The sequence below is a fragment of the Duganella phyllosphaerae genome (assembly GCF_001758785.1).
Classification (GTDB): domain Bacteria; phylum Pseudomonadota; class Gammaproteobacteria; order Burkholderiales; family Burkholderiaceae_D; genus Rugamonas; species Rugamonas phyllosphaerae.
The window spans coordinates 33629-58914 of sequence record NZ_LROM01000092.1; the positions used below are offsets into that span (position 1 = coordinate 33629).

19 protein-coding genes are annotated in these 25286 nt (G+C 65.6%); 6 read left to right on the forward strand and 13 right to left on the reverse strand.

Annotated features, from left to right (window positions below; translation table 11 throughout):
* Window positions 1–2: 2 nt before the first annotated feature.
* Window positions 3–1340: a HEAT repeat domain-containing protein gene (locus DUPY_RS16000; protein WP_229255392.1), complete on the forward strand. Its 1338-nt coding sequence runs from the start codon at window positions 3–5 to the stop codon at window positions 1338–1340.
* 43 nt (window positions 1341–1383) lie between these two features.
* Here the strand turns inward: DUPY_RS16000 and DUPY_RS16005 are convergent, their stop codons facing one another.
* Window positions 1384–3183, reverse strand: a complete 1800-nt coding sequence (locus DUPY_RS16005; RefSeq protein ID WP_084640742.1) for an FAD-dependent oxidoreductase — start codon at window positions 3181–3183, stop codon at window positions 1384–1386.
* Window positions 3184–3358: 175 nt separating this feature from the next.
* On the opposite strand from DUPY_RS16005, the gene cysM reads away from it, so the two are divergent.
* Window positions 3359–4261 (forward strand): cysteine synthase CysM, encoded by a 903-nt coding sequence (gene cysM / locus DUPY_RS16010; protein WP_070249396.1) that lies wholly within the window; start codon window positions 3359–3361, stop codon window positions 4259–4261.
* Window positions 4262–4320: 59 nt separating this feature from the next.
* Here cysM and DUPY_RS16015 read toward each other — a convergent pair whose 3' ends face one another.
* The 5 genes from DUPY_RS16015 to DUPY_RS16035 form a co-directional block, all read right to left on the reverse strand.
* On the reverse strand, window positions 4321–4665 hold the full coding sequence (locus DUPY_RS16015; protein ID WP_026637273.1) for a hypothetical protein: 345 nt from the start codon (window positions 4663–4665) through the stop codon (window positions 4321–4323).
* Between the two features lie 435 nt (window positions 4666–5100).
* Complete coding sequence (gene mltB / locus DUPY_RS16020; protein ID WP_070249397.1) at window positions 5101–6276, reverse strand: lytic murein transglycosylase B; 1176 nt, start codon at window positions 6274–6276, stop codon at window positions 5101–5103.
* Complete coding sequence (locus DUPY_RS16025; protein ID WP_070249398.1) at window positions 6267–8276, reverse strand: transglutaminase TgpA family protein; 2010 nt, start codon at window positions 8274–8276, stop codon at window positions 6267–6269. Before DUPY_RS16025 ends, mltB begins: the two co-directional genes overlap by 10 nt.
* The gene (locus DUPY_RS16030) at window positions 8273–9304 is read right to left on the reverse strand and encodes a DUF58 domain-containing protein (protein WP_070249399.1); all 1032 of its coding nucleotides are present in this window, start codon (window positions 9302–9304) and stop codon (window positions 8273–8275) included. The genes DUPY_RS16025 and DUPY_RS16030 overlap by 4 nt, the downstream gene beginning before the upstream one ends.
* 6 nt (window positions 9305–9310) lie before the next feature.
* Window positions 9311–10231 (reverse strand): AAA family ATPase, encoded by a 921-nt coding sequence (locus DUPY_RS16035; RefSeq protein WP_070249400.1) that lies wholly within the window; start codon window positions 10229–10231, stop codon window positions 9311–9313.
* 99 nt (window positions 10232–10330) lie between these two features.
* Between DUPY_RS16035 and DUPY_RS16040 the strand changes: the two genes are divergently transcribed.
* Window positions 10331–11257, forward strand: coding sequence for a histone deacetylase family protein (locus DUPY_RS16040; RefSeq protein WP_070249401.1), 927 nt, complete (start codon window positions 10331–10333; stop codon window positions 11255–11257).
* Window positions 11258–11265: 8 nt separating this feature from the next.
* Here the strand turns inward: DUPY_RS16040 and DUPY_RS16045 are convergent, their stop codons facing one another.
* The 3 genes from DUPY_RS16045 to DUPY_RS16055 form a co-directional block, all read right to left on the reverse strand.
* The gene (locus tag DUPY_RS16045) at window positions 11266–13311 is read right to left on the reverse strand and encodes an alpha/beta hydrolase family protein (protein WP_229255393.1); all 2046 of its coding nucleotides are present in this window, start codon (window positions 13309–13311) and stop codon (window positions 11266–11268) included.
* Window positions 13312–13322: 11 nt separating this feature from the next.
* The gene (locus DUPY_RS16050; RefSeq protein ID WP_070249402.1) at window positions 13323–15332 is read right to left on the reverse strand and encodes an alpha/beta hydrolase family protein; all 2010 of its coding nucleotides are present in this window, start codon (window positions 15330–15332) and stop codon (window positions 13323–13325) included.
* Between the two features lie 141 nt (window positions 15333–15473).
* Window positions 15474–17462: an OPT family oligopeptide transporter gene (locus tag DUPY_RS16055; RefSeq protein ID WP_070249403.1), complete on the reverse strand. Its 1989-nt coding sequence runs from the start codon at window positions 17460–17462 to the stop codon at window positions 15474–15476.
* A gap of 155 nt (window positions 17463–17617) precedes the next feature.
* Between DUPY_RS16055 and ylqF the strand changes: the two genes are divergently transcribed.
* Window positions 17618–18541, forward strand: a complete 924-nt coding sequence (gene ylqF / locus DUPY_RS16060) for a ribosome biogenesis GTPase YlqF (RefSeq protein WP_070249404.1) — start codon at window positions 17618–17620, stop codon at window positions 18539–18541.
* Window positions 18542–18702: 161 nt separating this feature from the next.
* Here ylqF and DUPY_RS16065 read toward each other — a convergent pair whose 3' ends face one another.
* Entirely contained in the window at window positions 18703–19515 is an 813-nt protein-coding gene (locus tag DUPY_RS16065) for a DODA-type extradiol aromatic ring-opening family dioxygenase (protein ID WP_070249405.1), read from the reverse strand.
* A 139-nt stretch (window positions 19516–19654) separates the two neighbouring features.
* Between DUPY_RS16065 and DUPY_RS16070 the strand changes: the two genes are divergently transcribed.
* Together DUPY_RS16070 and DUPY_RS16075 are read left to right on the forward strand one after the other, a co-directional pair.
* Window positions 19655–21625 carry a TonB-dependent receptor gene (locus DUPY_RS16070; RefSeq protein WP_071651655.1) on the forward strand — a complete coding sequence of 657 codons (1971 nt, stop codon included), beginning with the start codon at window positions 19655–19657 and terminating at the stop codon, window positions 21623–21625.
* An 84-nt stretch (window positions 21626–21709) separates the two neighbouring features.
* Window positions 21710–22042 carry a hypothetical protein gene (locus DUPY_RS16075; RefSeq protein ID WP_070249407.1) on the forward strand — a complete coding sequence of 111 codons (333 nt, stop codon included), beginning with the start codon at window positions 21710–21712 and terminating at the stop codon, window positions 22040–22042.
* 32 nt (window positions 22043–22074) lie between these two features.
* Here the strand turns inward: DUPY_RS16075 and DUPY_RS16080 are convergent, their stop codons facing one another.
* The 3 genes from DUPY_RS16080 to DUPY_RS16090 are packed head-to-tail and all read right to left on the reverse strand — an operon-like array spanning window position 22075 to window position 25282.
* Window positions 22075–22938 carry an efflux RND transporter periplasmic adaptor subunit gene (locus DUPY_RS16080; protein WP_070249408.1) on the reverse strand — a complete coding sequence of 288 codons (864 nt, stop codon included), beginning with the start codon at window positions 22936–22938 and terminating at the stop codon, window positions 22075–22077.
* Window positions 22939–22965: 27 nt separating this feature from the next.
* Window positions 22966–23166 (reverse strand): DUF1656 domain-containing protein, encoded by a 201-nt coding sequence (locus DUPY_RS16085; protein ID WP_070249409.1) that lies wholly within the window; start codon window positions 23164–23166, stop codon window positions 22966–22968.
* Complete coding sequence (locus DUPY_RS16090; RefSeq protein WP_070249410.1) at window positions 23156–25282, reverse strand: FUSC family protein; 2127 nt, start codon at window positions 25280–25282, stop codon at window positions 23156–23158. The genes DUPY_RS16085 and DUPY_RS16090 overlap by 11 nt, the downstream gene beginning before the upstream one ends.
* Window positions 25283–25286: the final 4 nt, after the last annotated feature.

Sequence of the window (25286 nt, forward strand, 5' to 3'; positions counted from 1 at the left end):
CGATGGCAAATTATCTGCAAACATTGATCGCGGACGCGTCATGCGCACATACGCTGCCTGACCTGAGCCGGTACGCCACCAATTGTTCCGGTTATGTACGGGAGGCTGCCGTGCGCCGATGTGGTCAGCTGGGCCAGCCCGACTTGCTGCCCATCGTCAACGAGCGTCTCAACGACTGGGTGCCCGAAGTGCGCGAGGCTGCGCGCCAGGCGCTGTCGGAATTGCTGCTGACCTCGCCTAAGGCGCAATTGCTGGCCAACTTGCCCGGCATGTTGCGGCTGCGTGGCGGTAGCGGCCGGGGCGACAGCGCGCAGTGGCTCGCAACGTTCGAGGCCAGGCTGATCGCGCTGCTGGGGACCGATGTGATTGCCGAGCAGGCGCGCCATGGCGATATTGTCAGCGCGCGCGCCTGCATCGGGTTGCTGATGCGCTACCGGCTCGTCGATACGCACGCCCTGATCGCGCTGATACTGGGCCGTGGTGACGATATCGTGCTGTGCCTGGACGCGGTGCAACTGATCGGTGACTTGCCTGCCGGTCAGCAGCCTGCTTGCCAGGCGCTGGCGCTGCGTTCGCATTTTGGCACGGTGCGTACCCGGGCCTTGCGTGGTTTGCTGGCACAGGACGATGCGACGCCGGAAGCGCGGAAGACAGCTGCGATGCGCGCCCTGGGCGATACCCAGTCGTCTGCCAGGTACGTGGCACGCGAGTATCTTGGCGCGCTGGGCGTCGATGTGCGAGCCTATTACCGCACCTTGCTTGGCCAGGCGGTAACGGCCAGAACCGCGCAGATCTGCTTGGCCGAACTGGCTGCGCTGCGCGCCCTGGGCGATACGGAACTGGTGCGCTCATGCGCTGCCGACACTCGCGCCATAGTACGTCTGGCCGCGTTGACTGCGTGGTTCAAACTGGCCGCAGCCGACAAGGATCATATCGCGGCGGTCGCGCTGGCAGATAGCGCGCCCCGGGTGCGCAAGTTTGGCGCCATGCTGGTACAGCGTGACGGCGCCTATCTGCCGTTCGAGCAGGTCGCGCGCATGCTCGAGGCGGTAGGCGACCTGCGGCTGCTGTTGCGCATGGCGGAAAGCCATCCGTGGCAGTGGCTCGAATGGATTGCCCGGCTCAGTCTGCGGCTCGACCGGGAACAGGCGCTGGCGCTGCGACTCGATGCGTCGTTGGGCAAATGGCTGACGCAATCGCAGATCTGGTACGACAACCTCGGCAGCGAGCAGGCTGCACGGCTGCGCGCCGAACCCGCGCGCAGCAGCCTGCGCGCCTTGGTAAGCGGGCCGAGTGCCGCCTTGGCGGAGGTGGAGCGGGAGCTCGACGCAAGGGCGTAAGCCTGTTCACGACAGGTCCCGAGAAAAGCCGCTGCCAGGTCGGTTACACCGCTCGCTTGTCCACCGGCAGGTTCGCCAAAAATTGGTGGATTTGCGAGACCACCGCCGCGCCTTCGCCCACCGCTGCGGCCACCCGCTTGGTGGAGGTGGCGCGCACGTCGCCGATGGCGAACACGCCCGGCACGCTGGTTTCCAGCGCCGCGCGGCTGGGCAGCTCGCGCGGATAGACGCCGTTCTCGAAGTTGGCGCGGCACTGGGCCTTGGTTACGTCGAAACCGGTGCGGATGAAACCGTGTTCGTCCACATCGACACCGCAGTCGCCGAGCCACGCCGTGTTGGGATCGGCGCCGATGAACAGGAATACGCGGCCCACATCGTAGTCGGTCTCCTGCCCGGTTTTTGAATTGTGCACGCGGATCTGTTTCAGGCCGTCGTCGTTGCCCTCGAGTGCGACGATTTCGCTGTACGTGTGCAGCTCGATATTCGGCGTGGCTTCGATCCGTTCGATCAGGTAGCTCGACATGGTGGCGGACAGGCTGTCGCGGCGGATCAGCATGTGCACCTTGGACGCGTGGGCCGACAGGAACACGGCGGCCTGGCCGGCCGAGTTGCCGCCGCCGACCAGCACGATTTCTTCCGAGCGGCACAGCCTGGCTTCGATGGGCGAGGCCCAGTAATACACGCCCTTGCCCTCGAACTGCTTGAGGTTGGCCAGCGAGGGGCGGCGGTAGCGCGCTCCGCACGACAGCACCACGGTGCGGGCCTTCAGGCGCTGGTAGCTGCCGCACATTTCCACTTGCAGCGGCCAGGTGTCGCAGATCAGGCGGCCGCTGGGCGCGGGGATGGCGATCTCCACGCCGAACTTCTGCGCCTGCACGTAGGCGCGCCCGGCCAGGGCGCCACCCGAGACACCGGTGGGGAAGCCCAGGTAGTTTTCGATACGGGCGCTGGCGCCGGCCTGGCCGCCGTAGGCGCGCGTTTCCAGCGCCAGCACCGACAGCCCTTCGGACGCGGCATACACGGCGGTGGCCAGGCCGGCCGGGCCGGCGCCCACCACGATCACGTCCCACACCTTGTTGTCATCGAGTTCGGGCAGCATGCCCAGGCAGCGGCCCATGTCCACCGTGGTCGGATTCTTCTTGATGGCGCCGTCGGGGCAGACCACCAGCGGCAGGTCGTCGCCGCTGGCGTCATGCGCGGCGATCAGGTCGGCGGCGCGCTGGTCTTCGGCTGGATCGATCACGCTGTAAGGATGACCGTTGGCCGACAAAAAACTCTGCAGCGCATGGACCCGGCCCTGGCTGCGTGCGCCGATGATGGTGGGGCCGCCCGAGTTCTGTTCGATCAGGCCCACCCGGCGCAGGATCAGCGCGCGCACGATGCGCTCGCCCAGATCGGCGTGCGCCACCAGCAGTGCGCGCAGCGACTCCGGCGGCACCACCAGCACGTCGGTGGCGCCAACCGCGTAGCCATTGGCCAGCGGCGAGCGGCCCGACAGTTGCGCCACTTCGCCGGCGAACTGGCCCACGGTGTGGGTGGTAAACAGCATCGGCTCGTCGAGACCGTTGGTGCGGTACATGGCCAGCGCGCCCTTGAGCACGAGCATCAGGCCGTAGCAGGTCTTGCCCGCCTCGATCACCGGTTCGCCGTCCTGGTAAGTACGCTGCTGGCCGAAGCGCAGCATCTGCTTGACGTCGCCGGGGCTGAGCGTGGGGAAGATCTGGTAGCCGCGTTTATCGAGGTCGAGCGTGGGAGCGGCGTGGGCCGGCGCAAGCGCAGTGGGCGAGGTGGCCAGGGCGTCGTGCGTTTCTGCGGCGATGGGGTCGAGTGGGGAGATGGCCATGGTGTGGAAAGAAGTAGGATGCGCCGGAGTGGCGTTTGGTGAAAGTCTAGCGCAAGGCGTGGCGCGCGTGTGAAGAGTTGGCGCGTCTTGTCCTTTCGGGAGGGGGCTTGCCATACACGCAAGCCCAACTCGGATTAAAATGGCTGTTCTGACGCACTCACCGACAAAGACAACGATGGCTTACAAGACTCTGGAAGATACGATCGGCAACACGCCGCTGGTGCAGCTGACGCGCCTGCCGGGCGCCGAGGCGGCCGCACGCAACAACATCATTTTGGGCAAGCTCGAGGGCAACAACCCGGCCGGTTCGGTCAAGGACCGCGCCGCCATGTCCATGCTCAAGCGCGCCGAGGAACGCGGCGACATCAAGCCTGGCGACACCCTGATCGAAGCGACCAGCGGCAATACCGGCATTGCGCTGGCCATGGCCGCTGCGCTGCGCGGCTACAAGATGCTGCTGCTGATGCCGGAAAACCTGAGCATCGAACGGCGCCAGAGCATGGCCGCCTACGGCGCCCAGATCATGCTCACGCCCAAGACCGGCGGCATGGAATACGCGCGCGACATGGCCGACCAACTGCAAAAGGACGGCAAGGGCATCATCCTCGACCAGTTCGGCAACCAGGACAACGCCCGCGCCCACTACGACAGCACCGGCCCGGAAATCTGGCGCGACACCGACGGCCGGGTCACGCATTTTGTCAGCGCCATGGGCACCACCGGCACCATCATGGGCGTGTCGCGGTACCTGAAGGAGCAGAACCCGGACGTGCAGATCATCGGCGCCGAGCCCGAAGAAGGTTCGTCGATACCGGGCATCCGCAAATGGCCCGAAGCCTATCTGCCGAAGATTTACGACCGTACGCGGGTAGACAAGGTGGAATCGGTGTCGCAGGCCGCAGCCGAACGCATGGCGCGCCGCATGGCGGCGGAAGAGGGCATATTCTGTGGGATTTCGGCGGCGGGCGCCTGCGAGATCGCGCTGCGGCTGTCGCAAACGGTGGAGAACGCAACGATCGTGTTCATCGTCTGCGACCGTGGTGACCGTTACCTGTCAACCGGTGTGTTCCCAGCCTGACAATGCAGATAATCCCGCGCCCCCGTAAGGGGCCGGGATGATGTGACGACCGGGGTAAATTAACCCTGGCTGCCCGAACCGGAATCGACCGGATCTTTCGGTTTGAACTGCTTGTCGCTGATGCGGAACTTGTTGCGGCGATCGCCCATCAGGTAACGCAGGTCGCGAATGCTCAGATCGCTCACTTCGTGCATGCGGATCAGCAGCGAAGCGCCGACCGGCAGGCGGTGGTGACGAATTTTCGAAATGACCGGCGGCGCGACTTCCAACGCACGCGACAGTGCTGCATCGTTTTTCAGACGCAGGTTCTCGATCAGCGTATCGAGCAGGCGGTTGGGATTGTATTGCAGCAGATCATCGCCATCCGCATCGTTGTTCATATCTATGCCGACTTGGTTTGTCATGATATCGTCTTTTCCTTCGGGTAAAGTTGTCCTGCTAAGTACAACACTCGGAGCTCGCTTTGCCGCGTAATGTTCTTCCCTCGGCAGGAAAACTCACACATGGACGCAATTCCGGGATAAAAAGTTTCATAATATATACACAATTATACAACATCGCGCAATATAATACTCAGCAGCAATTAAAAAAAGCGTTGTTGGTGTTATCTTGTTGTCACGATGCAACATTGTGTGAGAATTATACACCGCTTCGTGTGCTAAGCTTCCATGCACACATCATATTAGCAACTAAACTTAATTGTAAGGCAATTCAGTTGTTGTGCCGGATATTTTTTTGCCGCGCTAAGTTAGTTGTCGCACGGAAGATAATTTCTAAATGGTAATTAAGATAGTGCTCTCAGGAACTTGTCCCAAGAGCATTTACGCTTACTTACATCCTTATGGATTGCCAGCCGCCGTGCCAGGACTTGTGGTGGCACGCGCATCCTTGATCGCCTTCCCCAGGTCCACCACCGACATCGCGTAGAAATAGCTGCGGTTGTATTGGGTGATGGCAAAGAAGTTCGGGTTGGCCGCCCAGTACTCGGTCGCCTCGCCGCCGTTCTGCAAATCCACCAGGCCGTACATCGCTTGTTCCGGCAATGCTACGGTGGGGACGACACCGGCCGCCGTCAAGTCCTGCGGCTTGTATTTTGCCGTCAAGCCCTGTTGCAGCAGCGGTTCCCAGGCGCGGTTGGGCGACACCTTGACCGGGTAGGCGATCGGCCCCGTGACCTCGCGCTGCCAGCCGTGCGCGGCCAGGAACGACGCCACGCTGCCGACCACGTCGGTGCTCGAGCCAAGCAGGTCGATCTTGCCGCTGCCGTCGAAATCGACCGCGTATTTCATTGCGCTGCTGGGCATGAACTGCGGCATGCCCATGGCGCCGGCAAACGAGCCGCGCAGCGACAGCGGGTCCAGGCCGTCGGCGCGGGCAAACAGCAGCGCCGCTTCCAGCTCGCCCTTGAAGTACGTCATGCGCGCTTCGCGCGATGGCGACTCGGGATAGGCAAATGCCAGCGTGGCCAGGGTGTCGAGCACGCGGAAGCGGCCGGTGATGCGGCCGTACACGGTTTCCACGCCAACGATGGCGACGATGATCTCGGCCGGCACGCCGTACAGCGATTCGGCGCGCGCCAGCGCCTCGGCGTTCTCGTTCCAGAACCGCACGCCGGCGCTGGTGCGTACCGGATCGACATTGAGGGCGCGGTACGCCTGCCAGTTCTTCGGCTTGCCCGGCGGCGCCGGTTTCACCAGTTGCACCACCGAGTCGAGGTAGCGCACCTGGCTCATCATGGTGTCGAGCTCCTTGCGGTCGAAATTGTCGCGGATGGCAACGTCGTCGAGGAATGCCCGCACTTCCTTCCACTCGCCGAAGTTGACGTATTCGCCGACGTAATCGGTGGCCGCCTTGGGTGCCGGCTTGGGCTCGGCCTTTTTCTTGGGCGCGGCCTTTTTTTGCGGCGGCTGCTTGTAGCCGTAGCGGTCCACCGGCTGGTTTTGGGCATGGGCGCCGGCGGCGCAGGTGAGCAGCACGGAGGCCAGCAAGGGAGCAATCAGGGTTTTTATCGGCATAGGGGTAACAGTGTTGTAAGCGTCGCCAGCGACGCTGTGCGTGATTCGGGGTCGGGCGCGGCGTATTTGAGCGTCCCGTACAGTAACAAAAACTGGTCGGCGGCGGCGTGCTGTTCCGCACTTGCCGGCCGCGTGCGCAAGCGGGCAGCATAGGCGGCCGGCCCTTCGTCGGGCTGGCGCGGGTTGCCGTGGCGCGCTTGCTGGCGGCAAAAGGCCTCGTATACAGCCTCGAGCGGATCGACCGCGCGCCGCTGGCGCCGCCAGCGCCACAGCGCCACCAGCACAGCGATCATGATCGCCGCCAGGGCTGCGCGCCACGTCGCCAGGCTGGTGCTCAACTGCGCAAGAAAACTGCGCTGCCGCTCTGGATTGTAATCGAGGATGTATTGATTCCAAGCATTATTGAGCGCCGCGTAGCGGAATCTGAAGCCTGCCAGCCAGGAATCGGGATCGTTTTGCAGCGCAAACAACGGCGCAAAGCCGGCCGGCGCCGGCAGCGCCCGCGCCAGGTTGCGCGATACGCGCTCGGGCGCCACGGCTGCAGTGGGATCCACCCGGCGCCAGCCACGCCCTGGCAGCCAGATCTCGGCCCAGGCATGGGCGTCGGACTGGCGCACCGCCAGGTAACCATCGACCGGGTTGCGCTCGCCGCCCTGGTAGCCGGTAACCACGCGCGCCGGCACGCCCATGGCGCGCATCAGTACCACGTACGCGCTGGCGTAGTGTTCGCAAAAGCCGGCGCGGCTGGCGAACAGAAAATCGTCGACCAGGTTACGTCCTCCCAGCGGCGGCTGCAGGGTGTAGCTGAAGGCCTCCCGGCGGAATATGTCGAGCACTTGCTGCGACAGTGCGGCGCCATCGGCATGCGGCGCGGCCTGGCGCAGTTGCCGCGCCAGCGCCAGTGTGCGCGGGTTGAAGCCGGCCGGCAGTTCCAGCCAGCGCGCCAGGCTCTCCGGCTGGGCGTTGGCCTGCAGCGCGTAGTCTGGATACGAGGTCGCGCTGTAGCGCGCACGGCGGTCCACCGGCGTGGTGGTGAAGTACTCCATCTCGTCCGAATCGCGCACGCCGTAGCCCGCCATCTCCACCTGCGGGCCACCCAGTTCCAGCACCGCCAGCCAGCGCTGGCCGCTGGGCTCCATGGTGACCTCCTGGCGCACCGGTGCGCCGCGCAGGGCGATGGCAATCTCCTGGCGCTGCGGTCCGCGCCGGCGCGGCACCCGGGTCCAGGTACTGCCGTCGTAGTCGCCCAGCACGATGCTGCGCCAGTAAAGCTGCTGCTGCGGCGGCGTCTGCGCGCCCGGGAAGCGCACGCGGAACGCCACCTCGTCGGACTGCGCCAGCGACGACAGCGTGCCGGGCGCCATGCTGTCGGACAGGCCGGTGCGGCCGCTGGCGGCGTCGCCCGGCATGCCCCACAGCGGCCCATGGATGCGCGGGAAGACGATGAAGATCATCACCGCCAGCGGCGCCGCCAGCGCGAACAGCCGCGCCGACGTGCGCAGGCGAGCGCCCAGCGGCGGCACCATGCCCGTGTACTGAAAGGTTTGCAGGGCGGTGAGCAGCACGATCAGCGTGGCCACCATGAACAGCGCGGTGGGCATGCTTTGCGAGTAGAAGAAATTCGTCAGCAGCACGAAGAACGCCAGGAAGACGACCACGAACAGGTCGCGCCGTGCGCGCATCTCGAGCAGTTTGAACGCCAGCAGCAGCGTGAGCATGGCCACGCCGGGGTCGCGCCCCAGCAGCGTGCCGAAGCTGGCGTACACGCCGGCCATGCTGGCCACCGATACCGGCAGCAGCACCCGGAACGACGGCATGCGCCGGCCGCGCCAGGTGAGTACCGCGCGCCACAGCAGGATTGCGCAGACGGCCACGCTGGTCCACGGCGGCAGGTGGCCGAAGTGGGGCGCCAGCACCATCAGCGCGGCCACCAGGAGCAGCAGCGTGTCCGATTTTTCGCGCGGCAGCCGTTGCAGGCGCTCTAACAGGGGCGACTTCATGCTGCCCCCCGGTACAGCGCCAGCGCGCGCAGGCAGGCGGCGCGGTGGGCTTCGCCCAGCGCCGGGCCGTACGACGCGGCGCCCAGGCGCAGGCTGTAGGGCAGGGCGCGCAGCTCCGCTTGCAGCACCCACTGGGTCAGGCGCGAGAGCCGCAGTTCGAGGCCCAGGTGGGCCGGCAGGTCGGCAAAATCGAGCGCCAGTTCGGCTACCGCGCCGCCGTCGAACTGCTTGGTCACCAACTGGCCGCCAAGGGCCGGATCGTGGCGCGCGATCTGGCGCCAGGCCAGGTGGCGCAACGGGTCGCCCTGCTGGTAGGGACGGATGCCGGCAAAATTGTCGAGGCCCACCGCGCCGTGGCCGTCCTCGCTGGCGGCGCCGTGCGAGGGCAGCGGCGGCCCCGGCGTTTCGGGCGCCGGGTACACCAGCACCGCCAGCTCGGGCGGTACCGGCTTCCAGTACGACCAGGCGCGGAACAGCCCGAGCGGAAAACTGGTGACCAGGCGAATGCGCGGCGCGGCCAGCCAGCCCCGGGCGGGCGCCGGCGCCGACAGCACCACGGCGCTGCTGGCGCCGGCCGCCACGTCGGTGGCATGGGTGGGCGCGCCGGCCTTGTTCGCGCTGGCAGCGTCTTCGAAGCCGACCATGATCGCAAAGCGGTCGCGCCGCGTGGGGTTGTGCAGGTGTAGTTCGAACTGCGCCTGCTCGCCGGCAAACACCGGCGCCGCGCGGCCTGCCGTCAGCCTGAGCGCCACCAGGTTGCGGGTGGTGAGATACATATCGGCCACGGCGCAGGCGCCGGTAAAGAAGGTCAGCGCGAAGCCCAGGCCCAGGTTGTAGTTGAGGGCGCCGATCAGCATGATCAGCAGCAGGACGGTAAACGACAGGCCGGGCCGGGTGGGCAGGATGTACACGCGGCGCGGGGTGAGCGTGAGGCCGCTGCCTGCAGGGTCCTCGCGCCGGTCACGTTCGATCAGCCAGCGCTCACGGCGTTCGCGGTACCACGCCTGCCATCGGGACCGGGCTGCCATCGTCGCCTACACCGGCACCGATTTTTGCCACTGCAGCACCAGGTCGCCGCTGGCCAGCGCCGTGCCGTGCGCCGCCTTGACCGGCCGCAGGCGGTGCGCGCACACGGGCGCCAGCACCGCCTGCACGTCCTCGGGCAGCACGTGGTTGCGGCCTTCGAGCGCGGCCCAGGCGCGCGCCGCCTGCAGCAGCGCAATCGCCGCGCGCGGACTCAGGCCCTCGGCAAACATGCCGTTCTGGCGCGAGGCGGCGGCCAGGCGCTGCACGTAGTCGGCCAGCGTGGGCGCCACGTGCAGTGCGCGCAGCGACTGCTGGGCGTCGGCGAGTTCGTTCGACGTCATCGCCGCCGGCAGCGTCTTGAGCAGGGCGCGGCGGTCGTCGCCCAGCAGCAGTGCGCGTTCGGCGGCGGCGTCCGGGTAGCCGAGCGAGAGGCACATCAAAAAGCGGTCGAGCTGCGATTCCGGCAGCGGGAAGGTGCCGATCTGGTGGGTGGGATTTTGCGTGGCGATCACGAAGAACGGCGTGGGCAGTTCGCGCGTGACGCCGTCGGCGCTGACCTGGCGCTCCTCCATCGCCTCGAGCAGGCCGGACTGGGTTTTCGGCGTGGCGCGGTTGATTTCGTCGGCCAGCAGCACTTGCGTGAAGATGGGGCCGGGGTGGAACACGAAGCCGTTCTGTTCGCGGTCGTAGATCGAGATGCCGTTCACGTCGGCCGGCAGCAGGTCGCTGGTGAACTGGATGCGGTTAAAGCGCAGTCCCAGCGAAATGGCCAGCGCGTGCGCCAGCGTGGTTTTGCCCACGCCCGGCACGTCTTCCACCAGTAGGTGGCCACCTGCCAGCATGCAGGCCAGTGCCTGGCGGATCTGCAAGTCCTTGCCGACGATGATGGTGCCCACCTGCCGTGCTGCCGCGTGCAATTTTGTGTACATGATATGTGGTAGATTAGCGCATAGAAAGCATGGAACAGCTGGGCATCTTGCATACAGTCGATTCTATGCGAGAAACTGCGCCGGAGACACAAGAGAGTCATGACCACCGCCATTTACAGCCATCCAGACTGCCAACGCCACGACATGGGCGAGTGGCACCCCGAGTCGCCCGCGCGCCTGCAGGCGATTTCCGACCAGCTGATCGGCTCCCACATCAGCGACCTGCTCGACTACCGCGAGGCGCCGCTGGTCGCCGTGGCCGACCTCGAACGCAACCACAGCAAGAATGCGATCGCCATCATCCGCGACAACGTGCCCGCCCCCGGCGACACCTATCCGCTCGACGGCGACACCTCGCTCAACGCCTGGAGCTGGCTGGCGGCGCAGCGTGCGGCCGGCGCGGCGGTGGCCGCCACCGACGCTGTCATCGACGGCGAAATCGACAACGCCTTCTGCTCGGTGCGCCCGCCGGGCCACCACGCGCGTGCGATGGAGCCGATGGGTTTCTGCCTGTTCAACAACGTCGCGGTCGCCGCCAAGCATGCGCTCGACGCGCGCGGACTGGCGCGGGTGGCGATCGTCGACTTCGACGTCCACCACGGCAACGGCACCGAAGAGGCGTTCCGCGACGAGCCGCGCGCACTGATGGTGAGTTTTTTTCAGCACCCGTTTTACCCGTACAACGAGCCGCTGCCGATCACGCCCAACCGCGTCAACGTGCCGGTGCCGCTGGCGTCCAAGGGCGACGACGTGCGCCGCATCGTTACCGAACAATGGCTGCCGGCGCTGCACGCGTTCCAGCCCGAGATGATTTTTATCTCAGCCGGCTTCGATGCCCACCGCGAGGACGACCTCGGTGGCATGGGCCTGGTGGAAGCCGATTACGCCTGGATGACCGAACAGATCATGGACATCGCCCGGCTGTATGCCAAAGGGCGCATCGTCAGCTGCCTTGAGGGCGGCTACAACCTCTCCGCCCTCGGCCGCAGCGTGGTCGCCCACCTGAAGGCGCTCGCCGAAATCTAACCCGAAGCTTAGTGCTTGAGGTTGGTGTCGAGGAAGGTTTCAACGCGCTTCCAGAAATCGAGCAGGGTTTGCTGCTTGCGCCAGCCGTGCTGTTCGTCGTCGTAGATGATCAGTTCGGCTTTCGGGTTGTTCGACTTGACCGCGCGGTAGAACCTGGTGGCGTGTTCCAGTGGCACGCGCCGGTCGTCGGCGCCGTGCGCCAGTAATAAAGGTTGCTTGAGTTCGGTTGCGCGCTGCAGTGGCGAATATTTGCGGAACAGTTCGGCGTCGGTGTCGGGGTCGCCGATCATGGTGCGCATGCTGTAGCCGAGGTTTTCCCTGGTGGCATCCGAGCTCGATGAGGTGAACATCAGTCCCAGGTCGGTCACGCCGGCCCAGGCCACGCCCACCCGGAACAACTGCGGATCCTTGATCAATCCCATCAGCGTGGCATAGCCGCCGTAGCTCGCGCCCATGATGCCGATCCGCGCGGGGTCGGCCCAGCCCTGCTTGACGGCCCACTGCGCGGCGTCGGCCAGGTCGTCCTGCATGGCGGCGCCCCATTGCCGGAACCCGGCCCGCAAATGGTCGCTGCCAAAACCGGCACCGCCACGGAACTCGGGCTGGATCACCACGTAGCCGCGTGAAGCGAGGAAGGCCGCTTCGTCGTCCCATTCCCACGAACCGCCGCGCACTGCCGGGCCACCATGCACCAGCACCACGGCCGGCCGTGGTCCGTCCGCTTTTTCGGCTGGCAACGTAACGTAGACCGGTATCTCGCGGCCGTCGCGCGCCTTGTAACGATGGAAACTGCGTTCGCCCATCTGCGCCGGCAAGATGCCCGGGTGGGCGCTGCCCAGGCCGACCATCTTGCCGGTGGCGCGCGTGTACAACACGTACTCGGACGGTCGGCGATCGGTTTCCCGGCGCACCAGCAGGATCGGCGACGCCAGGCAGTGCGCCGCGCAAATGATGCGGTTGATGCCGGGCAGGGCGGCGTCGATTTTGGCCTGGTCAGCCTTGAGCGCAGCGTTGAACCAGACCGTGGTATTGGCGTCGGTGGTCAGGTACAAGCCCAGCATGCGTTTGCTGTCGAAGTCGATGATCGGGGCGCCGCGGAAGTCGAACCCCGGGGTTTCCACCACCGGTTCGGGATCCAGTTTCATCGCGGCCAGGTTGTAGCGGTACAACGCGGCATAGCCATTGTGCGCGGCGTTCACGTACAGGCTGTCGCTGCCGTCGAAAAACCGCGGCTGGAAGAGCGTGCCCAATTCCAGGCACTGGCCGCTGTCGATGTTGGTCCAGGTGGTATCGTCGGGCTTGCGGTAATAGGTGGTGCAACGCCCTTGCACCTTGGACGTCACGACGCGCGGCACGCCGTCGTTGTCGGTCATCCAGTCTTTGATGGCCGCTGGCTGCGAACCTTCGAATGCCGGTGTCAGTCGCTGGGTACGGGTATTGAGCCGGTACAGGCGCGACGATTCGGACATGATTTCGGTGTTATTCCAGAGGAACTTGACGATCAGGATGTCATCCGAACCATCATGCACGGCACCTACGTACATGTGCCCGGCGGTAAGCATGCGGCTGCCGATCATGGTGCCGGTGGGCGCTTCCTGGTCGTGATTCCAGTTGCCGCTGATCAGGTGGCGCCGGTCGCTGCCATCGACATCGATGGCAAATTCGTCGAGGAAGGTGCTGCTGTTCTTGCCCAGGTTCTTGAGCGTGTAGCCAAGACGCTTTTCGTTGATCCAATGGATATCGGCAATGCCGACATTGACATTGTCCACCCGCGCCAACTCGCTACCCTTGGCTGGGTTGGCCGTCTCGCGCACCTCGATGGCCAGCGTGCCGTCATCGCGCCTGATCGCCATGGCCACCATGCTGCCTTTCGGCGACAACGTTACCTCGCCCAGGTAGGGCGTTTCAAAAAAAGCGGAGACCGGCGGCAGCAACGGCGCCGCCAGCGCTGGCGCCGTTGCACCAGCGAGGAGTGCGCCGACCAGCGCGAACACGCATGAAAGGGGATGACGTCGCAGCGGCGGTGGGCAGGAGCTTGACAGTTGGATGATCATAAACGTGGAAATCAGTGCTTGAGGTTGGTATCGAGGAAGGTGTCGACGCGTTGCCAGAAGTCGAGGATGGTTTGCTGCTTGCGCCAGGTGTGTTGTTCGTCGTCGTAGGTCACCAGTTGCACCTGCTTGTTGTGGGCCTTGACGGCGCCGTAGAAGTCGCTGGCGTGCTGGATCGGCACGCGCAGGTCGTCGATGCCATGGGCCAGCAGCAGCGGTTGCTTCAGTTCGGCGGCGCGGCGCAGCGGCGAGTTGGTGCGGAACAGGGCTGCGTCGCGCTCGGGATCGCCGATGGTCGCGCGCATGCCGTAGTCGAGCGCATCCTCGGTGGCGTCCGATTGCAGCGAGGTAAACAGCAACTGCAGGTCGGTCACGCCGGACCAGGCCACGCCGGCACGGAAAATCGCCGGGTCCTTGATCAGGCCCATCAAGGTGGCATAGCCGCCGTAGCTCGCGCCCATGATGCCGATGCGGCGCGCATCGGCCCAGCCTTGCTTCACCGCCCACTGGGCGGCGTCGGCCAGGTCGTCCTGCATGGTGCCGCCCCATTGCCGGTAACCGGCCGTGGTGTGGTCGCTGCCGAAGCCGGTGCTGCCACGGAACTCGGGCTGGATCACAAGGTAGCCGCGCGAAGCGAGGAAGGCCGCTTCGTCATCCCATTCCCACGAGCTGCCGCGCACCGTGGGACCGCCGTGCACCAGCACGACGGCCGGGCGCGGCCCGGCGGCGCCATCGGCCGGCGTGGTCACATAAACAGGGATCTTGCGGCCGTCGCGCGCCGGGTAATGGTGGAAGCTGCGCTGGCCCATCTGCGCCGGCTTGATGTCGGGATGGCTGCTGCCCAGGCCCAGCAGCTTGCCGGTGGCGCGCACGTACAACGCGTATTCGGTCGGCAGGCGGTCGTTTTCGCGGGTGACCAGCAGCACCGGCGCGGCCAGGCAGTCGGCGGCGCACGAGATGGTGTTGATCGAACCGCTCAGCAGGGCGTCGATCTTGGCCTGCTCGGCCTTCAGCACCGGGTTGAACCAAACGGTCGTGTTGGCGTCTGTGGTCAGGTGCAGCCCGAGCAGCCGCTTCGAGGTCATGTCCACCACCGGGCTGCCCTGGAAATCGAAGCCCACGGTTTCCACGACCGGCTGCGCGTCGCGCGTGAGCGTGTTCAGATCGTACCGGTACAGCGCGTCGTAGCCCTTGTAGTTCGCTTCCACGTACAGCGAGTCGCTGCCATCGAAAAACTGCGGCTGGAAGGCCTTGCCCTCGGCGCAGGCGGCGCTGTCGATCTCGGTCCAGCTGGTGTCGTCCGGCTTGCGGTACCAGGTGGAACAGCGCCCCTTGAGTTCCGACGTCACCACGCGCGGTACCGCATCGTAATCGTTGAGCCAGCTGCGCACCGCCGGCGGCTGGCTGCCCTCGAACGCCGGGCGGATGCGCTGGGTACGGGTATTGAGACGGTGCAGGCGCGACGAATTTGACGCGATGTCCACATTGTTCCAGCTGACCTTGGCGATCAGGATGTCGTCCGAGCCGTCGTTGATACGGTCGACATACACATACCCGGGCGGCAGCATGCGACTCGAGATCGTGCTGCCGATCGGTGCATCCGGTTTGAAACGCCAGTCGCCGCTGATCAGGTGGCGCAGGTTCTTGCCGTCGATATCGACTGCGAACACGTCGCGCTGGGTGTCCGCATTGCGGCGCAGGTCCTTGAGCAGGTAAGTGAGGCGGCCGTTGTTGACCCAGTCGATGGCACTGATCCCGACGTCCACGCCGTCCACCCGCGCCAAAGCGCCGAGTTTGCCGTCGGCCTCGGTGCCGCGCACCGCGATGCCTTGCGAGCCATCGGGCAGCAGGATCGCCATCGCCACGTGGCGGCCATCGGGCGACAGTTTGACGTGGCTGAAGTGCGGCGTGCCGAAGAAGGCGGCCACGGGCGGCAAAGGTGCGGCGGCCCGGGCCGGACCGGTCAGCATGGCGACGCACGCCACAACAACGTGAAACAGGGGAGTGAGCAGTGGGCGGCGCATGGCATCGTCGATTAACCAAAAAACAATTATAGGTTCACCACACGATCATTGTCTATCCTGAATGCAATAGCTGTGTCGCAAAAACAAAAATGCCGCCCGGCACAGCGGCGGGGCGGCATTCTTGACAGCGGAAGAGCAGCCTCAGGCTGTCACGTCCTTGCCACGCTGGCCCGCCCAGCGGTACAGCCCGGTCACCACGACCACGCCCACCACCAGCGAAACGAGCATGGTGTGCGCTGCCGTCAGCGACGTGGCAATCGCCAGCGGTTCGCCTTCGCCCGAGACCACGATCAGACCGGCCAGCGCCACGTTGAACAGGCTTTCGCCCACGATGAAGCCGGACATGATCAGCACGGCCAGGCGCTTGGCGGTCTCGCCGGCCGGCGAGTTGCCGACCGATTTTTCGAAGTAGTAGCCCAGTACCGCACCGAGCACCACCGGGGTGATCACTGCGCTCGGCAGGTAGATCGCCAGGCCCACGCCCAGCGGCGGCAGGCTGTACTTGTCGTTCGACGATTTTTTCAGGAAGAAGTTAATCAGCACCAGGCCCAGGCCGATCAGCGCGCCATAGCCGAGCAGACCCCATTCCAGGTCGCCACCGATGACGCCCTTGGCCAGCGTGGAAATGAGCAGTGCCTGCGGCGCGGCCAGCGGCTGGTCGGAGATCGAATCGAGATTCGGTGCACCGACAAAACCGTTGGCGTGGTTGAGCAGTTCCAGCACCGGCGGCACCACGCACGAACCGGCGAACACGCCGATCAGCAGCGCCACTTGCTGCTTCCACGGCGTGGCGTTGACCAGTTGGCCGGTTTTCAGATCCTGCAGGTTGTCGTTGCCGATCACGGCCACGGCCAGCACCACGGTGGTGACGAACAGCGCGTAGGCGATCAGCGCGTGCGCCACCTGCGGGCCCATGACGCTGCGACCGACCATGCCCACGATGAGCGCGGCGCCGAGAATGGCCAGAATCGCAATGCCCGATACCGGCGAGTTGGACGAACCGATCAGGCCTGCCATGTAGCCGCACACGGCGGCGGCAAACACGCCGGCGACCAGGATGTAGCCGACGCCCACCGCCACCAGCGGCAGCGACATTGACGCCAGCGGACCGCCCTGCAGGAAGCTGAACAGCAGCCAACCGGCCGGCACCATGGCCAGCAGGGTCACCAGGCCGACCATGAAGATCGGGATGTCCTGCTCGGTGCGGTCGATGACGGCGCCGTCCAGCTTGGCGCGGCGCGCGGTGTCCATGGCGGACTTGAGGCCGCCGATGATGGGCTTGGCCAGGCCTGCCAGGGTGATGATGGCGGCCACACCGATCACGCCGGCGCCGATCATGCGTACTTCCTTGCTCCAGATCGCCAGCGCGTGGGCTTCGGCGCCTACGCCGGCGGCGGCTGGCGCCAGCGCGGTGAGCCACGGCACCAGGATGCCCCAGGCGATTACCAGGCCGGCCAGCATGGCGACGCCGACGGTGATGCCCATCAGGTGGCCGGCGCCAATCAGCGCCAGCGAACCGGCAGCGCCGATGCCGGTGGCGCCGGCAGCGCCCGTACGGAAGTAGAACGTCAGTTCGGCGGCCATCAGCTTGGCGGCGGCGCCCAGCGCCATGACGGCCGAGGCGATCGCGCCCAGCAGCACCGCCTGCAGGCCGGCTTTGCCTTCCTTGGCGCCCTCGCGGGTGGCGGTGCCGACCTTGAGCACTTCGGCGGCAGCCACGCCTTCGGGGTAGGGCAGCGTCGATTGCGACACCAGCGCGCGCCGCAGCGGCACCGTGTACATCACGCCCAGCACGCCGCCGATGGCGCAGGCGCCGAACGTCGGCCAGAACGGCACGTGCGCCCACCAGCCGACCATCAGCAGTCCAGGCAGCACGAAGATTACCGACGCCAGCGTGCCGGCGGCCGAGGCGATGGTCTGGACGATGTTGTTTTCCTGGATGGTGGCGTTCTTGAACGCCGACAGCAGCGCCATCGAGATCACCGCCGCCGGGATCGACGTGGCGAAGGTGAGGCCCACCTTGAGGCCCAGGTATACCTGGGCGGCGGTAAATACCAGCGTGATGAGAATGCCGAGGAAAATCCCGCGGATGGTGATTTCCCTGGGATTGGATAATGCCGCACTATTCATCTTCAAAACTCCGGATGACAATATTGTTTATATGATTATGGAAAAGCCAGACGGACCATGATATCCGAATCCCGGACCGGTCAGCAGGTAAAATAGCGGATTGTCAGAACGATTTTGAAGGTCAGAGCATGTCGATACAATGGTACCCGGGGCATATGAACGCCGCCAAGAAGAAGGCGGCCGAGCAAATGGAAAACATCGATCTGGTGATCGAGGTGGTCGATGCGCGCCTGCCCGAGGCCAGCACCAACCCCATGGTGGACGAGCTGCGCAAGTTCCGCCAGCGGCCGTGCCTGAAAATCCTCAACAAGATCGACCTGGCCGACCCGGTCGCCACGTCCCAGTGGGCCGACTTCTACAACGCCCAGGACGGTGTGACCGCCTACCCGATGACGACCAAGAAGCCGGCCGACGTGGCGCGCGTGCTCGACCTGGCGCGCAGGCTGGCGCCGCATCGCAGCGTGCCGACCAAGCCGCTGCGCATCATGATCATGGGCATCCCCAACGTCGGTAAATCGACGCTGATGAACGCGCTGCTGAAAAAACGCGTGGCCAAGGTGGGCGACGAGCCGGCCGTGACCAAGCAGCAGCAAAAGCTCTACCTCGACAAGAACACCATCCTGGTCGATACCCCGGGCATGTTGTGGCCCAAGATCGCGCTGCCCACCGACGGCCTGATGCTCGCTGCCAGCCACGCGATTGGCTCCAACGCCCTGATCGAAGAGGAAGTGGCGGTGTACCTGGCCGACGAAATGCTGCGCTACTACCCGGATTTGCTGGTGGCGCGCTACGGCTTCAAGGAGATCGAGACTTTCGACGGCATCGCCGTGGTGGAAGGCATCGCGGCCAAGCGCGGTTTCCGCCAGAAGGGCGGCGACTTCGATTTCGAAAAAGCGTCGCATACCTTCCTGGGTGACTACCGCAGCGGCATTTTGGGACGCATTTCGCTGGAAACCCCGGCGTCGCGCGCCGAGCGCCTGGCGGCGCACGAGGCGGAGATGGCGATCAGGAACGCCGAGAAGGCGGCGGCAGCAGCCGAAAAGGCGCGCAATGCGGCCAATGGCAAGCGCGGGACGTAGGCAACCCGCACGCACCAAACCGGCCACTGAACGCGCAGCCGTCATCCTCGCGAACGCGGGGATCCATAACCCGTGTGAGCTTTGTGGACCCGAGCAAGCGCGCGCACGATTCCACCGTTCCATGGATCCCCGCGTGCGCGAGGATGACGGAGCTGCCGTTATTAGCCGAACCTGAAGCTGCTCACCGCCAGCGCCCCCATGAACGCATCTTCGTGATACGGCACGGTGGCCACATCCTGCTCGGCCGCGCCCAGCACCACCATCAACGGCAGCAAATGCTCCTCCCGGGGATGGGCCATGCGCGCCCCCGGCGCCTGGTCCCATTCCAGCAAGGCCTGCGTGCGCTCTGCAGCAGGCAGCGCCATCGCCGCGCGCAGCCAGCCGTCGAAGGCGTGCGACGCTGCCGCGCCCTGGGCGTTGAATGCGCGCAGGTTGTGGTAACTGAGGCCGCTGCCCACGATCAGCACACCTTCGTCGCGCAAGGGCCACAGCAGGCGGCCCGCTTCGATGTGGGTGCGCGCGTCGAGTCCGTGCTTGAGGGAGAGCTGGACGATCGGCACGTCCGCATCCGGAAACACCGGCACCATGGCGCTGAAGGTGCCGTGGTCGAACCCGCGCCCGTCGTCGAGCGACGCCGGGTGACCGCCGGCCTGCAACAGCGCCTGCACGCGCGCGGCCAGTTCGGGCGAACCGGGGGCAGGGTATTGCACCTGGTACGTGTGCGCGGGGAAGCCCCCGTAGTCGTAAATCATCGGCGGCCTGGCCGACGACGACAGCAGGAAGTCGCGTCCCTCCCAGTGCGCGGTAATCACCAGCACCGCGCGCGGTTTGCCTTTGATCTGGCGCGGAATGTCGCGCAGCGCGGCGTCGAGCTGCTGGTACAGGTGGCCTACCTGGTCCATCATGAACGGCCACGGGCCGCCGCCGTGGGACAGGAAGTAGGTGGGCAAGGCGGTGTTCGCGGTGGTGGTCATGGCAAAGCTCCGGTGTGATCCAATCAACCAATATAGGGATGCGCACCCTGAGTGGCAATAGCGAAAAAGTAGATCGTTTCGATTCAAAAAATATCACGCGTATAATATGCGCCTTCCCGTTTTACTGGCTATCGATCCCATGTCCATTTCCCTTCGTCCGCGCCTGCTGGCAGCCGCCGTTTCCCTCTGCTTCATCGCTCCCGCCGCCCTGGCGCAGGTCACCCAGGCGCTGGCGCCGGTAGTGGTCACCGGCGCCCGTTTCGAGGCCGATGCATCGCTCGCGCCGATAGGCGCCACCGTGATCACGGCCGACGAGATCCGCCGCGCCGGCGCCGGTGATGTCAACGCCGCGATCCGCAAGATCGGCGGCGTGTACGGCCGCCAGAGCCTCACCGGCAGCCCGGACTTCGGCCTCGACCTGCGCGGCTTCGGCGCCAACAGCGCCCAGAACATGGTGATCGTGGTTGACGGCGTGCGCCTGTCCGAGAATGAGCAAGCCAACGCCATCCTGTCGACCATCCCGATCGACAGCGTCGAGCGCATCGAGATCACGCGCGGCGGCGCCAGCGTGTTGTACGGCGACGGCGCCACCGGTGGCGTGATCAACATCGTCACCAAGCGCCCGAGCCAGCGCGCCGGCAGCGGCACGGTTTTCGTTGAAGGCGGCAGCTTCAATGCCGGCGAAGCGCGTGCCAGCATGGCGCAGTCGTGGTCCGATTTTTCGGCTGACGTGAGCGCCGGCCACCAGCGCACCGACAACTACCGCGACAACAACGACTTCAAGCAAACCCAGTTGAGCGGCGGCCTGCAATGGCACAACGACGCCGGCCGCGTGGGCGTGCGCTACGAAGGCGCGCGCCAGGACTCGCGTCTGCCGGGCGCGCTGACCGAAGCCCAGTACAACGCCAACCCGCGCCAGACCTCGTCGCCCGACGACTACGGCTCGCTCGACAGCGACCGCCTGACGGCGTTTGGCGAATACCGCGTGGCTGGCCACGACGTCGCCGCCGAACTGTCGTACCGCAAGAAGACCGTCGATGCGCTGTACGTCTCGCAATTCGGACCATCGGCCAGCAGCTACGACACCAAGCAATGGCAATTCTCGCCGCGCGTGCGCAAGCTTGGCGCGGTGGGCGGCATGGTCAATGAACTGGTGTTCGGCGCCGACTTCACCAAGTGGGACCGCACCACCACCGCCAGTTTTTCCGCCGCCGACGCGCAGCAGAAATCGAAAGCCATCTACATCCGCGACGAGCTGCGTTACGACCCGGTACACGAAGGCCGCATCTCGGCCGGCGTGCGCCGCGAGCTGTTCGACAAGACCTTCCGCGATCCGCAGGGCTTTGCCACCACCGGCTACGACACCACCCAGGGCGTGAACGCCTGGGAAGTGCAGCTGAGCTACATGCCGGTGAGCGGCCTGACCGTGTTCGGCAAGGCCGGGCAGAGCTATCGCCTGGCCAACGCCGATGACAACGCCGGCACGCCGGTGGTCAACCAGGTGCTGCGTCCGCAAAAATCGAAGGACCTGGAACTGGGCGCCACCTATGCCATGGGCGCCGGCAGCAAGGCCACCGCGCGCATTTTCCGCAGCAACCTGACTGACGAAATCTTCTACGATCCGACCGTGGCGCCGTTCGGCGCCAACGCCAATCTCGACCCGACCAAGCGCCAGGGCTTCGAGCTCGATGCCGAGCAGCGCATTGCCTCCGACTGGAGCGTGAGCGCCCATTACCAGTATGTCGACGCCAAGTTCCGCGCTGGCGCCAATAGCGGCAAGCAGATCGCGCTGGTGCCGGAAAACACCGTGACCGCGCGCCTGAGCTGGATGCCGGCCAGCGGCCAGAGCGCCGACATCGGCGTGCAGTGGGTGGACGACCAGCGTTACGGCGACGATTATGCCAACAGCTGCTCGAGCAAGATCGCGTCGTACACCACGCTTGATGCCCGCTACGCGCGCAAGTTCGGACCATGGGAGCTGGCGCTGTCGGGCCAGAACCTGACCGACAAGCGCTACACCTCGCAGGCGTTCAACTGCGTGTTCGGCAACGGCGGCATTTACACCGCCGATGGCCGCCAGCTGAAACTCTCGGCGCGCTACGACTTTTAAGCAGCCGATAAGCCAAACAGTGGTAACCTCGCGTCGTGGCAAGTCCGCGACGCGCGGGTGCAGATCGATACGATGGGATCAGTGATGAAAGAAATCAGCAAGGAACGCAAGGCTGCCGAAGGCAAGGTGATGCATATCTATAAAGAATCGTCACCGGCCGTCGAAAACCTGTACGAGTTTTCCTATATCAACCATATCGCCTGGACCGCAGCAGTCGTGCTGCTCGGGTTGGTGGTGTGGTTGTCGGTGGCGCTGGTCAATGCCGAAAACCAGCGCCATGCGCTGATGACCAAGCAGTGCCAGGACAAGGTGTTTACCACCGAGCTCGACAAGAAGTGCCTGCGCATGGTCGACTCGCGCGAGCACTGGTGGCAGCACCTGCACTACGCGCTCACGCATACCTCTCCCGAGGTGTAATCAGTTGCCCGAGCCCGCGCCAGCGGGCTTTTCTACGTGTGGTGGATCACCACCGTGCAGGTGGTGCCTGCCACCAGTGTCAGGTCTTTCGGCTGCTGGTCGATATGGATGCGCACCGGCACCCGCTGCGCCAGCCTTACCCAGCTGAAGGTGGGGTTGACGTCGGCCAGCAGTTCGCGGCCCAGGTTGGCGTCGCGGTCGGTGATGCCGCGCGCGATGCTTTCGATGTGGCCGTGCAGCGCGGTGTCGCCGCTCATCAGGTGCATCTCGACCTCGTCGTTCAGTTTCAACAGCGGCAGCTTGGTCTCTTCAAAATACCCCACCACGTAGAACGAGGCGCTGTCGATCACCGCCAGCTTCGACGCGCCCACGGCGGCGAAGTCGCCGGCGTGCACATTGAGGTTGGTCACGTAGCCGGTGACCGGCGCGCGCACGGTGGTGCGCTCGACGTTGAGCGCGGCCATGTCGCGTGCGGCCAGTGCTGCCTGGTACTGCGCCGACGCGGTGCCGACTGCAAACTGCGCTGTCTCGCGGTTTTCGGCCGAGATGATCGACGCGTCGAGCGCGGCGCGGCGGTTGGCCTCCTTGGTGCGACGGCCTTTTTCCACCTGCTGCGCGCGCAGCGCGGCGCTGGCCTGCGCCAGCGTGTTTTCATAGCGCGCCTTGTCCACCACGAACAGCACGTCGCCCTTGTGGACGAACTGGTTATCGCGCACCAGCACCTCGGTGACGGTACCCGCCACGTCGGCGCTGATGGTGACCACGTCGGCCTTGACGCGACCGTCGCGGGTCCAGGCGGAATCCATGTAGCGGTCCCAGGCCATGCGGCCCAGGAACAGGGCGGCGCCCAGCAACAGCAGGGTAAGGAAGAAGCGGAAGATTTTGGATGCGCTCACGTTTTGATCTCGCAGAGGTTATTGAACTTATTGATAAAGGGTGATCAGCAGGGCGCTGAAGATGCAGACGAACAGGCACACGCGCACCAGCGCCGGATGCCAGCTATGGCGGTAGGCGCCCACGCGGTTGAGTACACTGTCGAGCGCGACCTGCAACAGCAGCGTCAGCAAAAACAGCGGCAGCACGCCGGGCAGCAGCACGCCAAAAAAATTGATATCACGCGGCATGGCGGGTTTCTCCTGTTGAAATCTGGTCCAGCAAGGACGTGTAAATGGAATGCAGGTCGGCCAGCGCGGTGTTGAGTGCCGGCAAGCGCTCTGGTGCGGCGTCGGGCAATACCGCGCGGATGGCCGATCCCGCTTGCAGGATGGCCGCCAATGCCAGCTGGCCCTGGCCGCGCTGCGGCGTGTGCAGGTAGTCGGCCACCGCCGCCACCACCTGCTGCAGGCTGTGGCGCACCGGGCCCGGCTGCGAGGCGGCGATCAGCTGGCGCAGTTCGATCACCGCGTGGCCCAGTTCCAGCAAGGTCAAGCCCTGGCGCACCACGGCGCGGGCGGCGTCGCCCGGCGCCGGGCCGGAGGCCGCGTTCAGTTGGCTCAGCAGGTCGCGCACACGGTTGTCGAAACGGCGTTTCAGGCGTCCCAGTTTTGCCGTGCAGGCGCTGCGCGCTTCGCGCCACAGGGCGGCGGCCACGTGGTCGCGCTGGCCCATCGTATGCTCGGGCAGCACCACCGCGAACATCACGTACGCCACCACCACGCCCATCACCAGCGACAGTTCGCTCGACAGAAACGATTCGACGTCGTAGTGCATCTGGTTGCTGGGCACGAGCAGGGTGGCCGGGAACAGGCCCAGGCCGATGCCGATGCCGGCCCATTTCTGGATGGTGGTGATGTAGGCGCCCAGCGCGAAGATCGGCAGCGTGGCCAGCACCATGGGTGCGAAATCGTCGGCGCGCGCCACCAGCCAGAACTCGGTGAGAAAGCACAGCGGCACGGCGAACAGGAAGCCGATCAGCACCTGGCGCACCATCGCGGTGGGGCGCGGCGAGGACGACGCCAGCGCGCAGAAAATCGTCGCCATCAGGATCACGTTGCCCATGCCGGGCCAGGCCAGCCAGTACCAGGCGCCGGCGGCAACCAGCAGCGTAACGGCCGCGCGAAAGCCCGACGCCAGCACGATGGCCGGCGGTGTGCGTGGCGTGTAGGCCACCGGGTCGCTTACCTGCTGGCGCTTGTCGTCGGCCAGCCCGTGGTACAGGGCAGCGAATTCGCCGAGGTCGCGCGCGAAGCGTTGCAGCAGTTCGACGGCCGTGTCGAAATCGATCCGTTGCGTGCGCTCCAGCGGCTCGGCCTGCTTGCGGGCGGCCTCGATGTCGGCCGCCAGGCCGGTGCGCATTTGCGCCATGCGGGCGGCGGTCAGGTCGTCCTTCAGCGCCTCTGCCATGCTGGCGTGGATCGGTTCGACCAGGGCCAGGACCGGCACGGAGGCATTGGCGCGCAGGCGGTGAATCAGGCGGTGCAGCGTGTAGAACGTGGTGAGCACGTCCATGAAGGCGGCGTTGAACGCGTGCAGCTGGCGCGTGTGCGCGCTGGCGTGGCCGGCTTCGAAGTACGCTGCAGCGCGGCCCGATTCGAGCGCGGCGATATCGGCGGCGAACTTCAGGTGGTTGATCTCGGTTTCGGCCGGCGACAGGCGGTGCTCGAGCACCTTCTGGCAAAAGCCGATGAAGCTGGTGTAGCGCGCCTGCACGGTGCGCATCACGGTCTGCGAGTGGCGGCGGGGGAAGATCACGTCGTGCACCACGGTGGCGACGATGATGCCCAATCCTACTTCGGTCAGTCGCGTGACGGCCAGCGTAAACACGTGGCCGGGATTGTCGATGGCGGGCACGGCGATCATGCAGGCGGTATAGCCGGCCAGCACAAAACTGTACGAACGCTGGTTGCGGTGCATGGCCGCGCCGCCGGTGCACAGCGCGATCCACAGCGCCACGCCGATGAACAGCAGCGCCGGCGACTGCGGAAACAGCGCCACCAGGATTACCGAGGCGGTACAGCCGACCAGCGTGCCGAGCAGGCGATTGAAGGCTTTTTCCAGCACCATGCCGCTGCTGGGCAGGGCCAGGATGATGGTGGTGGCCAGGGCCGTAAACGGGGAATCGAGTTCGAGGCGAAACGCCAGCCACAGCGCGGTGAAGGCGGCCAGCATGGCCTTGGCGACGTACATCAGGCGCGGACCTTCGACGCCGAACCAGGCCGAGGTTTCGCTGGCGATCCAGTGCAACGCTCCCCGCGCCGCGTTCTGGTGTGTGTCAGGAGTGGCGGCGCGGGGAGAGGTCATATTG